Annotated in this window: 15 protein-coding genes; 13 read left to right on the top strand and 2 right to left on the bottom strand. The window is 65.7% G+C overall.

Annotation, left to right across the window (positions count from 1 at the left end; all coding sequences use genetic code 11):
• Positions 1 to 82 precede the first annotated feature (82 nt).
• The 5 genes from tatB to surE all read left to right on the top strand — a co-directional run bounded on the left by tatB (position 83) and on the right by surE (position 4,416).
• Positions 83 to 619: a Sec-independent protein translocase protein TatB gene (tatB, locus tag DCM79_RS11350; RefSeq protein ID WP_257179916.1), complete on the top strand. Its 537-nt coding sequence runs from the start codon at positions 83 to 85 to the stop codon at positions 617 to 619.
• Positions 616 to 1,428, top strand: coding sequence for a twin-arginine translocase subunit TatC (tatC, locus tag DCM79_RS11345; protein WP_028136239.1), 813 nt, complete (start codon positions 616 to 618; stop codon positions 1,426 to 1,428). The genes tatB and tatC overlap by 4 nt, the downstream gene beginning before the upstream one ends.
• 194 nt (positions 1,429 to 1,622) lie before the next feature.
• Positions 1,623 to 3,053 (top strand): serine--tRNA ligase, encoded by a 1,431-nt coding sequence (serS, locus tag DCM79_RS11340; protein ID WP_257179915.1) that lies wholly within the window; start codon positions 1,623 to 1,625, stop codon positions 3,051 to 3,053.
• Between the two features lie 124 nt (positions 3,054 to 3,177).
• Complete coding sequence (locus tag DCM79_RS11335; RefSeq protein WP_257179914.1) at positions 3,178 to 3,540, top strand: hypothetical protein; 363 nt, start codon at positions 3,178 to 3,180, stop codon at positions 3,538 to 3,540.
• 108 nt (positions 3,541 to 3,648) lie between these two features.
• Positions 3,649 to 4,416 carry a 5'/3'-nucleotidase SurE gene (gene surE, locus DCM79_RS11330; RefSeq protein WP_257179913.1) on the top strand — a complete coding sequence of 256 codons (768 nt, stop codon included), beginning with the start codon at positions 3,649 to 3,651 and terminating at the stop codon, positions 4,414 to 4,416.
• Positions 4,417 to 4,419: 3 nt separating this feature from the next.
• Here the strand turns inward: surE and DCM79_RS11325 are convergent, their stop codons facing one another.
• Positions 4,420 to 4,791 carry a response regulator gene (locus tag DCM79_RS11325; protein ID WP_028136243.1) on the bottom strand — a complete coding sequence of 124 codons (372 nt, stop codon included), beginning with the start codon at positions 4,789 to 4,791 and terminating at the stop codon, positions 4,420 to 4,422.
• A gap of 227 nt (positions 4,792 to 5,018) precedes the next feature.
• Here DCM79_RS11325 and DCM79_RS11320 point away from each other — a divergent pair, with 227 nt between their 5' ends.
• Positions 5,019 to 5,669, top strand: coding sequence for a protein-L-isoaspartate(D-aspartate) O-methyltransferase (locus DCM79_RS11320; protein WP_257179912.1), 651 nt, complete (start codon positions 5,019 to 5,021; stop codon positions 5,667 to 5,669).
• A 109-nt stretch (positions 5,670 to 5,778) separates the two neighbouring features.
• Complete coding sequence (locus tag DCM79_RS11315; protein ID WP_257179911.1) at positions 5,779 to 7,158, top strand: peptidoglycan DD-metalloendopeptidase family protein; 1,380 nt, start codon at positions 5,779 to 5,781, stop codon at positions 7,156 to 7,158.
• Between the two features lie 170 nt (positions 7,159 to 7,328).
• On the opposite strand, the gene DCM79_RS11310 is transcribed toward DCM79_RS11315, so the two are convergent.
• Positions 7,329 to 8,333, bottom strand: a complete 1,005-nt coding sequence (locus DCM79_RS11310; protein ID WP_257179910.1) for an ATP-binding protein — start codon at positions 8,331 to 8,333, stop codon at positions 7,329 to 7,331.
• A gap of 182 nt (positions 8,334 to 8,515) precedes the next feature.
• Between DCM79_RS11310 and yajC the strand changes: the two genes are divergently transcribed.
• Genes yajC through DCM79_RS11280 form a run of 6 tightly spaced genes read left to right on the top strand, consistent with a single transcriptional unit; the run spans position 8,516 to position 14,182 of the window.
• A complete protein-coding gene (yajC, locus tag DCM79_RS11305) occupies positions 8,516 to 8,905 on the top strand; it encodes a preprotein translocase subunit YajC (RefSeq protein WP_028136247.1) in 390 nt (129 codons plus the stop codon).
• A 47-nt stretch (positions 8,906 to 8,952) separates the two neighbouring features.
• A complete protein-coding gene (gene secD, locus DCM79_RS11300; RefSeq protein ID WP_257179909.1) occupies positions 8,953 to 10,557 on the top strand; it encodes a protein translocase subunit SecD in 1,605 nt (534 codons plus the stop codon).
• An 11-nt stretch (positions 10,558 to 10,568) separates the two neighbouring features.
• Positions 10,569 to 11,588: a protein translocase subunit SecF gene (gene secF / locus DCM79_RS11295; protein WP_257179908.1), complete on the top strand. Its 1,020-nt coding sequence runs from the start codon at positions 10,569 to 10,571 to the stop codon at positions 11,586 to 11,588.
• A gap of 60 nt (positions 11,589 to 11,648) precedes the next feature.
• Positions 11,649 to 12,032, top strand: a complete 384-nt coding sequence (locus DCM79_RS11290) for an Mth938-like domain-containing protein (RefSeq protein ID WP_257179907.1) — start codon at positions 11,649 to 11,651, stop codon at positions 12,030 to 12,032.
• Positions 12,029 to 12,892, top strand: coding sequence for a phytoene/squalene synthase family protein (locus DCM79_RS11285; RefSeq protein ID WP_257179906.1), 864 nt, complete (start codon positions 12,029 to 12,031; stop codon positions 12,890 to 12,892). Before DCM79_RS11290 ends, DCM79_RS11285 begins: the two co-directional genes overlap by 4 nt.
• Positions 12,893 to 12,937: 45 nt before the next feature.
• Positions 12,938 to 14,182, top strand: a complete 1,245-nt coding sequence (locus DCM79_RS11280; protein WP_257179905.1) for a threonine ammonia-lyase — start codon at positions 12,938 to 12,940, stop codon at positions 14,180 to 14,182.
• Positions 14,183 to 14,193: the final 11 nt, after the last annotated feature.

Below are 14,193 nucleotides of genomic sequence, written 5' to 3'. Positions count from 1 at the left end.
CACGCGAGACGTGGGTAGGGCGGCCCCGATCCTGCGCGCAAGGGATTGGGCCGGTTGCGGCTTCGCGTGAACGGAAGACCTCATGTTCGACATCGGGTGGAGTGAACTGGTCCTGATCGGGGTCGTGGCCCTGATCGCCATCGGCCCGAAAGAGCTGCCGGGCGTGCTGCGCATGGTCGGACAATGGATGGGCAAGGCGCGCAAGATGGCCGCCGAATTCCAGGGCCAGTTTCAGGAAGCGATGCGCGAGGCCGAGATGGCCGACCTCAAGAAGAGCTTCGACGAGGTCAAGGAAGCCGCCACCGGATTCAATCCGCTGACCTCGCTCCAGAAGGACGTCAGCGACGCACTGCGCGTCGATGCGCTGGACAAGCCGGCCGAGACGTCCACGACGAATGCTGTCGAACCGCCGGCAACTTCGAGTGAAGCGCCGGCGACTTCAAGTGAAGCGCCGGCAGTGCCGACCACGCCGGAAGCGCCGACGCCTGCAACCTTCATGGAAGCCGAGGCGCATGCGGCAGCCAACGAGCCGCTTGTGATCACCCGTGAGGTCGAGCAGGCAAAGGTGGCGCAGGACACCGCCCCGTCCGAAGCGATCAAGGACGCCAAAGCGTCATGACCGACGCCGATATCGAGGCCAGCAAAGCCCCGCTGATGGACCATCTGATCGAGCTGCGCTCGCGGCTGATCAAGGCGCTGCTCGGCTTCGGCATAGCATTCATCTTCTGCTTCTTCTTCGCCAAGCAGATCTACAACGTGCTGGTCTGGCCGTTCGTGTGGATCGCGGGCCCCGAGAACTCCAAGTTCATCTACACGGCGCTGCTGGAATATTTCATCACCCAGCTCAAGCTGGCGCTGTTCGGGGCCGGCTTCATCTCGTTCCCGATCATCGCGACCCAGATCTACAAGTTCGTCGCGCCCGGCCTCTACAAGCACGAGAAGCAGGCCTTCCTGCCGTATCTGGTCGCGACCCCGTTCTTCTTCGTGCTCGGCGCCGCGCTGGTCTATTTCGTGGTGCTGCCAATGCTGGTCCGTTTCTCGCTCGGCATGCAGCAGGCCGGCGGCGACGAGACCGCCCAGATCCAGCTGCTGCCCAAGGTCGGCGAATATCTGTCGCTGATGATGTCGCTGATCTTCGCCTTCGGCATCGCCTTCCAGCTTCCGGTGATCCTGACTCTGCTCGGCCGGATCGGCATCGTCAGCTCGAAAATGCTGCGCGAGAAGCGCCGCTATTTCATCGTCATCGCCTTCGTGATCGCCGCCGTGCTGACGCCGCCCGACGTGCTCAGCCAGTGCTCCCTGGCGTTTCCGCTGATGGCGCTCTACGAAGGCTCGATCATCGCGGTCGGCATGGTGGAGAGAAAGGCCGCGGCCTCGCAAGCGGCCACCGGCACCGACGTGTCGACGCCGGCCAATCCGGCGGAGTAGGGCGACCAAGCCCACCGGTGTCATTCCCCCGCGAAAGCGGGGAATCCAGTACGCCGCGGCCTCTCGTGAAATCACTGCCGTCTTTGGAATACTGGATCATCCGCCTTCGCGGATGATGACAGCTGTGCTAGGGGAGGCGCGCTGCCGTACAACGTTTCCCGTGTACGTCTACGCGCTGATCCAGGACCACAGCCATGCACGACATCAAATCGATCCGCGACAATCCGCAAGCCTTCGACGCTGGTCTCGCACGGCGCGGTTTGAAGCCGATGTCGAGCTCGCTGCTGGCGATCGACGAGAAGCGCCGTGCTGCGATCCTCGCCTCCGAGCAGGCGCAGGCGCGGCGCAACGCGGCGTCCAAGGAGATCGGTGACGCCAAGAAGGCCAAGGACGAGGCGCGCGCCGCCAAGCTGATGGCCGAGGTCGCCGAGCTCAAGACCACGATGCCTGAGCTCGAAGCCGCCGCGAAGGCCGCCGACGACGAGCTGACCAAAGAGCTGTCGGCGATTCCGAACATTCCGTTCGATGAGGTGCCCGATGGCGTCGACGAGCAGGGCAACGTGCAGCGCCATGTGTTCGGCAACAAGCGCAATTACAGCTTCACGCCGAAGCTGCATGATGATCTCGGCACCGCGCTCGGCTACATGGATTTCGAGGCGGCGGCCAAGCTCTCCGGCGCGCGCTTCGTCGTGCTGAAGAAGGGCCTCGCCCGGCTCGAACGTGCGATCGGCCAGTTCATGCTCGACCTGCACACCACCGAGCACGGCTACACCGAGATCAATCCGCCGCTCATGGTCCGCGATGCGGTGATGTTCGGCACTGCACAGCTACCCAAGTTCAGCGCTGATCAATTCCGAGTGGAAACTGAGGATGATCAGGTACGGAACGCCTACGTAAATTTGGACCTTGCCAAGCAGCACATCTTGGATTTTGTCGAAGAGAACGGCGTTCCGGATGCACGCGAAGCGAAGCATGAAGTATTGGGTTTTGTATACAAGCATAATCCTGACCGTCGCTGGCTGATCCCCACCGCGGAGGTGGCGCTCACCAATCTCGTCCGCGAATCCATTCTCGACGAGAAGCAATTGCCGATGCGGCTCACCGCGCTGACGCCTTGCTTCCGCGCGGAGGCGGGGGCTGCCGGGCGCGACACGCGCGGCATGATCCGCCAGCACCAGTTCACCAAGGTCGAGCTGGTCTCGATCACGACGCCGGAAGTGAGCAAGGACGAGCTGGAGCGGATGCTCTCCTGCGCCGAGCAGGTGCTGCAGAAGCTCGACCTGCATTATCGCGTGATGACGCTGTGCGCGGGGGACATGGGCTTCTCGTCGCAAAAAACCTATGACATCGAGGTCTGGATGCCCGGGCAGGGCGAGGGCGGCATGTTCCGCGAGATTTCCAGCTGCTCGGTCTGCGGCGACTTCCAGGCGCGGCGGATGGATGCGCGCTCGCGCGGCCCCGACGGCAAGCCGCGTTTCGTGCACACGCTGAACGGCTCCGGCACCGCGGTCGGCCGCGCGCTGATCGCCGTGATGGAGACCTATCAGCAGGAGGACGGCTCGATTGCGGTCCCCGACGTGCTCCAGCCCTATATGGGCGGAGTGAAGGTGATCGCGCGCGACTAAAGCGTTTTCGAGCGAAGTGGGTACCGGTTCGCGTCAAGAAGACGCGGCATGACGAGAATTGCGTTGCGAAGACCGGGCGGCCGGTTATCCTGCCGGCCCCTCGACAATGCGAACCCCCCGCTTCATGGCCTTGCACCGCGACATCTTCTGGGTCGGCCGACAATGGGCGGTGACGGGGGCCGGCATCCAGGCCGTCGATCAGCGCCTGCGCGGCGTGCTCGACATCGAGATCGCGCGGCTCTGGGACGACGATCTCGTGCAGAGCCGGCGGGCCAAGCCCGGCGTGAATGCTGCCGATTTCGACAAGGCGCTGACGGTGGCCCGCGAGCGCTTTCGGCAGGAGCCGGCGTCGGACCCGTTGGTCGCGCAGCTGAAGGCGCTCGGCGTGATCGAGACCCCCGTCGTGAGCCCGGCCGTACCGGCGATGCAGCTGCGGGCGGAAGGCCGGCTGGCGCGCTTCCTGCCGCAATGGCGCATCCGCCGCTGACAGGCCCCGCCGGGAACCTGCCATCGGACCGCAATCGCCCAGTTTGCCTGATCGCCCCCAGCCGGATAAGACGGCTCAAACCCCCTTTTTCGGAATCGAACCTTTCGCATGCGCATTCTCTGCACCAATGACGACGGTATCCACGCCCCCGGCCTCAAGATCGTCGAGGAGATCGCGCGCGCTCTGTCCGACGACGTCTGGGTGGTGGCGCCCGAGCTCGACCAGTCCGGCGTGTCGCATTCGCTGTCGTTGAACGATCCGTTGCGCCTGCGCGAGGTCGGACCCCGGCATTTTGCCGTGCGCGGCACGCCGACCGACTGCGTCATCATGGGCGCGCGCCATATCCTTGAACCCAAGCTGCCCGACGTCGTGCTGTCCGGGGTCAACAAGGGCCGCAACGTCGCCGAGGACGTGGTCTATTCCGGCACCATCGCCGGGGCGCTGGAGGGGACCATCCTGGGGCTGCCGTCGTTCGCGCTGTCGCAGGAGTTCAGCCTCGAAACCCGCGAGCGCCCGCCGTGGGACACCGCGCGCAAGTTCGGGCCCGACATCGTGCGCAAGGTGATTGCCGCCGGCGTTCCGAAGGACACCGTCATCAACGTCAACTTCCCGTCCTGCGCGCCGGAGGATGTGCTCGGCATCCGCGTCACCCGCCAGGGCAAGCGCAATCTCGGTTTCCTGCGGGTCGACGAGCGCAAGGACGGCCGCGGCAATCCCTATTTCTGGATCGGCTTCGAGCGCGCCGCGATGATGGACACGCCGGCCGACGGCACCGATCTGGCGGCGCTGCGCGAGCGCTACGTCTCGGTCACGCCGCTGAGGCTCGATCGCACCAATGAGGCTTTTTCGGAAGAGCTCAGCGCGATGCTGAAATAGCGCCTATTCGCCGCGGAGCGCGGCTTCGATGGTCTTGCCGAGCGCGTCGAGCTGAAACGGCTTCTGGAGCGCCGGCCGGTCGCGGTACTGCTCGGGCAGGCCGGATGAGCCGTAGCCGGTGGCGAAAATGAACGGGCAGCCCTTGGCCTGGATCACGTCGGCGACCGGCGAGATGACCTTGCCGTTGACGTTGACGTCGAGAATGGCGATGTCGAACTCGGTCGCCTGGGCGAGCCGCATGGCCTCGGTGATGTCGCCCGCCTCGGCTGCGACCTTGTAGCCGAGCTCCTCGAGCATGTCCGCTACCATCATCCTGATCATCACCTCGTCCTCGACGAGGAATACAGAGCGGCCGGAAAGCCCTGTCGCGGTCATGGTTGAGTCCTTGCCCATTGCCAAAAACGTTCGCAGATAACGCGAATTGACGCAATGCGCGTTTCGACCAACGGATACCTGAAAATGGTCATCGCAGCTCGTCCGCGGCAATCCAATCTGTGGTTAAATGCTCTAGAGGAAGGCTATCATGAGTTCCTGAGCAGGAACATGGATTCTCCCGCCCGGGCTCGAGCCCGCCGGGCCGGCCAAGACAGTACAAGCAGGTAATGACCTCCCATCAGCACCCGCCGGAAAAGATGATGTTTCAGCTCACGCTGAGGCGTCGGGGCATCAGCGATCAGGCGGTGCTGCGAACCATGGAGGAGGTGCCGCGCGAGCAATTCGTCGATGAGGCCGACCGCGACGGCGCCTACCGGGACAGCGCGCTGCCGATCGCCTGCGGCCAGACCATCAGCCAGCCTTTCGTCGTGGCCTACATGACCGAGCAGCTGCAGCTCCAGAAGCAGCACCGGGTGCTCGAGATCGGCACCGGTTCCGGTTATCAGGCGGCCGTGCTGTCGCGGCTCGCCGGCCAGGTCCTGTCGGTCGAGCGCTATCGCAGACTTGCGGACACGGCGCGCGCCCGGCTCGAAAAGCTCGGCTGTCACAATATCGAGGTGATGCTTGGCGACGGCCTCAACCTGCCGCCCAATATCGGCCCGTTCGATCGCATCATCGTCACCGCCGCGATGGAGCAGATCCCGGAGAATCTGGTCGAGCGGCTGGAGGTTGGCGGCATCCTGATCGCGCCGGTCGGCCCGCATCAGGGCGTGCAGACGCTGATCCGCCTGAGCCGGAGCGCGGTGGGGATCGAGCGCAAGGAACTGGTCGATGTCCGCTTCGTGCCGGCGCTGCCCGGGGTGGCGCGGGAGCTGTAGATTTCCGGATCGGCTTTGCGGCCAACATCTTATTGGGAGGGTTAAGCCGTTATTTACTCGGCGCGTGTTTACTTAAAACACCAGTTCTGTTGCGTACGAGTGAGTAACCATGTCCGCTGTCGCCGAGTTGCTTTACTCGCGCCGCGTACCGCAGGTCGCGGTGCTGGCGCTGATCTCCTTCAGCTTCGCAGGGTGCAGCGCCGACATGTCGTCGCGGCTGTCCCAGTCGAATTTCTCCAATCCCTTCTCCTCCGAAGCGACCGGTACCGTGCAGCAGGCCCCGCCGCCGCAGCGCGAGCTGCCGCAATATGCGCGGCCGCAGACCCAGCCCGGCGCCTATCAGTCGCAGCCCTTGCCGCCCCCGGCGGTCTCCGCCCCGCAATCCTATCCCGTCGCGGCAGGTGGCGGGGTGTCCGGAGGCGGGCGTGGCGTCAGCTCCTACGCGCCGCCGGCGCAGCCGCATCTGGAGACCACGGCCACCGTGCCGCCGCGCTCGGTCGCAGCTGCCCAGCCGGCCGGCGGGACCAAGATCATCGTCGGCACCAGCGATACGCTCGAGGTGCTCGCCAAGCGCTATCGCGTCACGCCGCAGGCGATCCTGGCCGCCAACGGCTACAAGGGTCCGCGCGCGCTGTCGCCCGGCCAGCAGCTGATCATTCCGCATCCGGCGACGGCCGCGGCGCCGGCGTCAACTCCGGTCGCGGCAGCTCCTGCCGCGAAGCCGGTTGCCGTCATGGCTGCGCCGCCGAGCACGCACTTCGTCAATCGTGGCGACACGCTCGCCAGCATTGCCCGCAAGAACCATATCTCGTCGGCTGAGCTTGCCCGTGCCAACGGTCTTGATCCCTCGGCCAAGCTGAAGCTCGGCACCAAGCTGACCGTGCCCGGCGCAAAGACCGCCGCCATGGCGGCGCCGGTTGCCGCAGCTCCTGTCACGGCGGCCCCGGTTGCGGGGACGTTGCAGCCCGTTGCAGCCGCTCCCGCGCCCGCCACCAAGATAGCTGCGGCCGGCGCACCCGTGCAGAGCGCGCGCCTCGCCCAGGCCACCACCAATGTTGAAGAGAAGCCCGCCGAGACCCCGGCGAAGGCTGCGGAGACCACCAGCGCGCTGCCGACCTTCCGCTGGCCGGTGCGCGGCAAGGTGGTCACGAGCTACGGCGCCAAGACCAACGGCAAGTCCAACGACGGCATCAATGTCGCGGTGCCCGAGGGGACGCCGGTCAAGGCGGCCGAAGACGGCGTCGTCGCCTATTCCGGCAACGAGCTGAAAGGTTACGGCAATCTGGTCCTGGTTCGGCACTCCAACGGCTACGTCACCGCATATGCCCATGCGAGTGAGCTGTTGGTGAAGCGCGGCGACACCATCAAGCGCGGTCAGGTCATTGCCAAGTCGGGTCAATCCGGGGAGGTGGCGTCGCCGCAGCTCCACTTTGAGATCCGCAAGGGATCGAGCCCGGTTGACCCGCTTCAATTCCTGAACGGGGCGTGAGGCCTACGCAGAGTAGGGCACGCAATCACAACAAGCGCACTGTCATCGCCCGGCTTGGACCGGGCGATCCAGTATTCCAGAGATAGTCATTGTTGAGCCGATAAGCCGCGGCGTACTGGATTCCCCGCCTGCGCGGGGAATGACAGAGCCAGGCACGGCGACGGCTTCCGCTACTTCGCCGTCAGCTTCACGCCGAGCCGGCCCGCCAGCTCCTGCACGAATTGCCAGGCGACGCGGCCCGAGCGCGAGCCGCGGGTGGTCGACCATTCCAGCGCCTCCCGCTCCAGCGCCTCGTCGTCGACCTTGACGCCGAAATGGCTGCAATAGCCGCGCACCATGGCGAGGTATTCGTCCTGGCTGCAACGGTGGAAGCCGAGCCAGAGGCCGAAGCGATCGGACAGCGACACCTTCTCCTCGACGGCTTCGCCGGGATTGATCGCGGTCGAGCGCTCATTCTCGATCATGTCGCGCGCCAGCAGATGACGGCGGTTGGAGGTGGCGTAGAGGATGACGTTCTCGGGCCGGCCCTCGATGCCGCCTTCGAGCACGGCCTTGAGCGATTTGTAGGACGCGTCATTGCCGTCGAAGGAGAGGTCGTCGATGAACACGATGAAGCGGAAGCTGGCGTCGCGAAGCTTCTCCATCAGCATCGGCAGCGTTTCGATGTCCTCGCGATGGATCTCGATCAGCTTCAGCCGCTCAGCCAGCTTGCGGTCCGCGTTGATGCTGGCATGCGCGGCCTTCACCAGCGACGATTTGCCCATGCCGCGCGCGCCCCAGAGCAGGGCGTTGTTGGCGGGCAGGCCGCCCGCGAACCGCTCGGTGTTCTCCATCAGGATGTCGCGCATCCGGTCGATGCCCTTGAGCAGGAATAGCTCGACGCGGCTGACCCGCGGCACGGGCGCGAGGCGGCCGTCGGGGTGCCAGACATAGGCATCCGCCCGTTCGAACGACTCGGGGGAGACGGCCGGCTTGGCCTGGGCGGAGAGATGCGCCGCAATGGTCTCCAGCGCGCGGACGATGCGCTCCTGGGACAGGTTGGGCGCTGCCGCGCGAGGGGCTTTGACGGTCCTCTTGGGACTGCCCTTGGGGCGATTTGCCGCGACGCGGGCCGGCTTTCCGGCAGGGGTGCGGGGGCCTTTGCCGGCCGGGCTTTTGCTGGGGTTTTTGGGCATGTCCGAAGTTCCTGAGAACGCAGCCTTATCGGGCCTGAGGGGCCGCCGCAAGGTGGCTAAAAGGGCGGTCTGGCAGCGTTGCAATTGGGGCAATGGCCGCTATAGTCCGCGCGAATTTGACCGAACCGGTTGCCTTTGAAGGCCTGACCGGTTTTCCCCCGTTTCTCACGAGGATCGTCCGAATGCTGATTACCCCTGCGTATGCCCAGGCCGCGGGCGCCGGTGACACCAACAGCATGTTGATGTCGCTGCTGCCGTTCGCCCTGATCTTCGTGATCATGTACTTCCTGATTCTGCGTCCGCAGCAGAAGAAGGTCCGCGAGCACGCCGACCTCGTGAAGAACATCCGCCGCGGCGACACCGTCGTGACTTCGGGCGGCCTCGTCGGCAAGGTCACCAAGGTCGTCGACGACGACCAGATCGAGTTCGAGATTTCCGACGGCGTGCGGGTGCGGCAGATGCGCCAGATGATCTCCGGCGTGCGCGCCAAGGGCGAGCCGGCGAAGGAATCCAAGGACAGCGCGAAGGACGCCGCCAAGGATAGTGCCAAGGACGACGCCGCGTCGAAGTGAACGCGTTCGCGAGCATCTCAAGTCTCCTGATCTGACAGGTCCAGTCGATGTTGTATTTCACGCGGTGGAGGGCGCTCGGGATCATCCTGACGGCGCTGATCGTGTGCCTCTGCGCGGTCCCGAACTTCTTCCCCGAGGCCCAGGTCAAGACCTGGCCGGCCTGGGCGCAGCGCCGGCTGGTGCTCGGCCTCGACCTTCAGGGCGGCTCCTACCTGCTGCTTGAGGTCGACTCCAATTACGTGAAGAAGGAACGGCTGGATCAGGTCCGCGACGACGTCCGCCGGACGCTGCGCGATGCCAAGATCGGCTTCACCGGCGGCGTCACCGTGCGCAACGACGCGGCCGAAGTTCGTATCACCAAGGAATCCGACGTTCAGGCGGCGCTCGCCAAGCTGCGCGAATTGTCTCAGCCGCTGGGCGGCCTGATGGGATCGAGCGGTCAGCGCGACCTCGAGGTGACCGATGCCGGCGGCGGGGTGATCCGCCTCAGCGTCCCGCAGGCTGCCATGCTCGATCGCCTGCGCAAGACCATCGAGCAGTCGATCCAGATCGTCGAACGCCGCGTCAACGAGCTCGGCACCGTCGAGCCCGTGATTCAGCGCCAGGGCAATGACCGCATCCTGGTGCAGGTCCCCGGCCTGCAGGATCCGACCCGTCTGAAGAAGCTGCTCGGCGAGACCGCCAAGATGGAATTCCGCATGGTCGACACCACCGTGTCGCCGGACCAGGCGCAGCAGGGCAGGTTGCCGCCGGATTCCGAGCTGCTGATGAGCGCGTCGCCGCCGCCGACGCCCTATGTGGTCAAGAAGCAGGTCCTGGTCGCCGGCGGCGATTTGATCGATGCCCAGGCGACCTTCGACCAGCGTACCAGCGAGCCGGTCGTCAGCTTCAAGTTCAATACTTCGGGCGCGCGCAAGTTCGGGCAGGCCACGCAAGAGAATGTCGGGCTGCCTTTCGCGATCGTGCTCGACAACAAGGTGATCTCCGCGCCCCGGATCAACGAGCCGATCACCGGCGGTCAGGGCCAGATCTCGGGCAGCTTCACGGTCCAGTCCGCCAACGATCTCGCGATCCTGATGCGCGCCGGCGCGCTGCCGGCGCCGCTCACGGTGGTCGAGGAGCGCACTGTCGGTCCGGGACTCGGCCAGGATTCGATCGAGAAGGGCGAGCTGGCGGCTTACGTCGGCTCCATCCTCGTCGTCATCTTCATGCTGCTGACCTACCGGCTGTTCGGGGTGTTCGCAAACATCGCGGTGGCCATCAACGTCGCCATGATCTTCGGCCTGCTGTCACTGCTCAACGCCACGCTGACGCTGCCCGGCATCGCCGGCATCGTGCTCACCGTCGGCATCGCGGTGGATTCCAACGTGCTGATCTACGAGCGCATCCGTGAGGAGCTGCGCGGCGGCCGCAACGCGATCTCGGCGATCGATGCCGGCTTCAAGCGGGCGCTCGCGACCATCCTCGATTCCAACATCACCACCTTCATTGCCGCCGCGGTGCTGTTCTACATCGGCACCGGCCCGGTGCGCGGCTTTGCCGTGACGCTCGGCATCGGCATCATCACCACGGTGTTCACCGCCTTCACCCTGACCCGGCTGATCGTCGCGGGGTGGGTGCGGTGGAAGCGGCCGCAGAGCGTGCCGATCTAGGAGCTAAGACCGTGACATACTACGTTCTCATCGGGCTTGGCATTCTGATTGCCGTCCTCACCGTGGTCGCCGCGCTCGGCGTGCTGCCGTCGCTGCGTATCGTCCCCGACGACACGCATTTCGATTTCACGCGCTTCCGCCGCATCAGCTTCCCGATCTCGGCGGCGCTCTCGATCGTCGCCATCACGCTGTTCTTCACCCACGGGCTGAACCTCGGCATCGACTTCAAGGGCGGCACGCTGCTGGAGGTGCGGGCCAAGTCCGGCGCCGCCGACATCGCGGCGATGCGCACGACGCTGGATGGCTTGCGCCTCGGCGAGATCCAGCTGCAGCAGTTTGGCGGCCCCGAGAATGTCTTGATCCGCGTTGCCGAACAGCCCGGCGGCGACAAGGCGCAGCAGGATGCCGTGCAGAAGGTGCGCAACGCTCTCGGCGATTCCATCGAATATCGTCGTGTCGAGGTGCTTGGGCCGCGCGTCGCCGGCGAGCTGCTGGCCTACGGCATGGTCGGCCTGATGCTCGCGATCGTCTCGATCCTGATCTATCTCTGGTTCCGGTTCGAATGGCAGTTCGCACTGGGCGCCATGATCGCCAACGTGCACGACATCGTGCTGACGATCGGCTTCATGTCGATCAGCCAGGTCGATTTCGACCTGACCAGCATCGCGGCTCTGCTGACCATTCTGGGCTATTCGCTCAACGACACCGTCGTCATCTACGACCGCATCCGTGAAATGCTGCGCCGCTACAAGAAGATGCCGATGCCGCAGCTGCTCAACGAATCCATCAACTCGACGCTGTCGCGCTCGATCATCACCCACTTCACGGTGACGCTGGCGCTGCTGGCGCTGTTCTTGTTCGGGGGGCACGCGATCCACAGCTTCACCGCGGTGATGATGTTCGGCGTGGTGCTGGTCGGCACCTACACATCGATCTTCATCGCGGCCCCGATCCTGATTTATCTCGGCGTCGGCGAGCATCGCGAGGATGCGCCGGATACGGCCCCGCCGGCGAAGAAAAGCAAGGCATGATCCGAACCGCACGCTCCCGCAAGAGTTGGCGGGGGCAGTAAGCTCATTCGGACCAGACTCATGGCCGGCGATCCCAACGCACCCCATTTCCCGCGCTCGGCGCCGATCGAGGCCTATGGCAAGGGCGGCTTCGCCTTCGCCGGCATGTCGCACCGGGGCTCGCTGCTGTGCCTGCCCGAGGCAATCTGGGCCTGGGACGTGACGGATCCCCAGAAGATCGACCGCTATTCGCTCGACCGGGTGTTCGCGGCCGCCAACGGCATCGACACGCTCCTGATCGGCACCGGAACCGGGCTCTGGCTGGCGCCGCCGGAGCTGCGCCAGGCCCTGAAGGCGGTGAGGGTGGTGCTGGACACGATGCAGACCGGACCTGCCGTACGCACCTACAACATCATGATCGGCGAGCGGCGGCGGGTCGCGGCTGCGCTGATCGCGGTGCCATGAGCAGCGGCGCGCCGCCGCCCGATTCCGTCGCCTTCTGCGCCGATCTCGTGCGCCGCCACGACTTTCCGCGCTATGCCGCGACGCTGTTCGTGCCCGCCGCCGAGCGCCGCGCGCTGCTTGCGCTCTACGCCTTCAACGTCGAGATCGTCCGCGTCCGCGACCAGGTGAGCCAGCCCTTGCCCGGGGAGATCCGCTTTCAATGGTGGACCGACCTGTTCTCGGGGCTCGTCCACGGCAGCGCCGAGGGCAATCCGGTCGCTGCCGAATTGCTGCGCGCGATCCGTGATTTTAACCTGCCGGTCGAGCCGCTATCGCTGCTCGTCGAGGAGCACCAGTTCGACCTCTACAACGATCCGATGCCGACCATGGCGGCGCTGGAGGGCTATCTGGCCGCGACCTGTTCGGCGTTGTTTGGTCTGGCGGCGCGGATTCTGGCGCCGACGTCCGAGGCGGTCGAACATCTCGCCCGGCATGCCGGGCTGGCAAAGGGCATCGCGCAGGTCATCGTGAACCTGCCGCGCGATGCCTCGCAACGCCAGCTGTTCCTGCCGCAGCAGGTGCTGGAGAGCCATGGCTGCCGGATGGAAGACGTGTTTGCCGGCAAGGAGACGCCGAACCTGCGAGCCGTGCTGGAGCAGCTCGCCGGCGAGGCGCGGCAGCATTTGACCACGGCCTTGTCACTGCTGGCGGACGTGCCGGCAGCGGTGCGTCCGGCATTTCTGCCGCTGAGCCAGGTCAGGGCCGATCTCGAGCGCCTGTCGCAGCCCGGTCGCAATCCGTTCGCGCTGCAGCCGACGTCGCGGCTGCGCACGCTCTGGACGCTGTGGCGGGCTTCACGTTCCCGGGAATTTACCAAATAGCGGCTGGCTTATCGCCTCGAACCGCCCGATGCTCTATGCTGTCCCATGGCTGAGTTGTCCCAAACCCCATCGTCCGATCTCAGCGGCTTTCAAGTCGCACCCGGTGACGTTCATGCCGCCGCCGATATCATTCGCGGCGCCGTCGTCGAGACGCCCTGCAGCTACAGCCGCACGCTGAGCAACATCTGCGGCTGCGAGATCTGGCTCAAGTTCGAGAACCTCCAGTTCACCTCGTCGTTCAAGGAGCGCGGCGCGCTCAACCGTCTCACCGCGCTGACGCCGGAGGAGCGTGCGCGCGGCGTCATCGCCATGTCCGCCGGCAACCACGCCCAGGGCGTCGCCTATCACGCCAGGCGGCTCGGCATTCCCGCCACCATCGTCATGCCAGTCGGCACGCCGATGGTGAAGGTCGAGAACACCAGGCACCACGGCGCGGAAGTTGTCGTCACCGGCGCGACGCTGGAGGAGGCGGCCGCGTTCGCGCGTCAGCACGGCGAAGCCCGCGGCATGATCTTCGTCCACCCCTACGACGATCCGCTGGTGATCGCGGGCCAGGGCACCGTCGGGCTGGAGATGATGCGAGCGGTCCCCGATCTCGATACGCTGGTCGTGCCGATCGGGGGCGGCGGGCTGATCAGCGGCATCGCCATCGCCGCGAAATCGATCAAGCCGTCATTGCGAATCCTGGGCGTCGAGGCCTGGCTCTATCCTTCGATGTACAACGCCATTCACGGCGGCAATCTGCCGGCGCGCGGCGATACGCTCGCCGAAGGGATCGCGGTGAAATCGCCGGGCAAGATCACCACCGAAATCGTCCGCCGCCTCGTCGACGACATTGCGCTGGTGAACGAAGCCGAGCTCGAGCGCGCGGTAGCGACCCTGATCTCGATCGAGAAGACCGTCGTCGAGGGCGCCGGCGCCGCCGGCCTTGCCGCGCTGATGTCCGATCCGCCCCGCTTCGCCGGCCAGAAGGTCGGTCTCGTCCTGAGCGGCGGCAATATCGACACGCGGCTGATCGCATCGGTGCTCACGCGCGAGCTCGCGCGCGAGGGGCGGCTGACCCAGCTCTCGCTCGATATCCCCGACAGACCCGGACAATTGGCCGCGGTGGCCGCGCTGCTCGCCGAAGCCGGCGCCAACATCATCGAGGTCTCGCACCAGCGCACCTTCTCCGAGCTGCCGGCCAAGGCGACGCTGCTGCAACTCGTCATCGAGACCCGCGACGCGGCGCATCTTGACGAGGTGATGGCGCGGCTTAGCGCATCCGGATTGAGCGCGCGCTGCACGTGAGCGGCACGCTT

The sequence above is a fragment of the Bradyrhizobium sp. WBOS07 genome (assembly GCF_024585165.1).
In the GTDB taxonomy this organism is placed as follows: domain Bacteria; phylum Pseudomonadota; class Alphaproteobacteria; order Rhizobiales; family Xanthobacteraceae; genus Bradyrhizobium; species Bradyrhizobium japonicum_B.
Note: the sequence above shows the minus strand (reverse complement) of the source record. Positions and strands in the feature narration are given on the sequence as shown.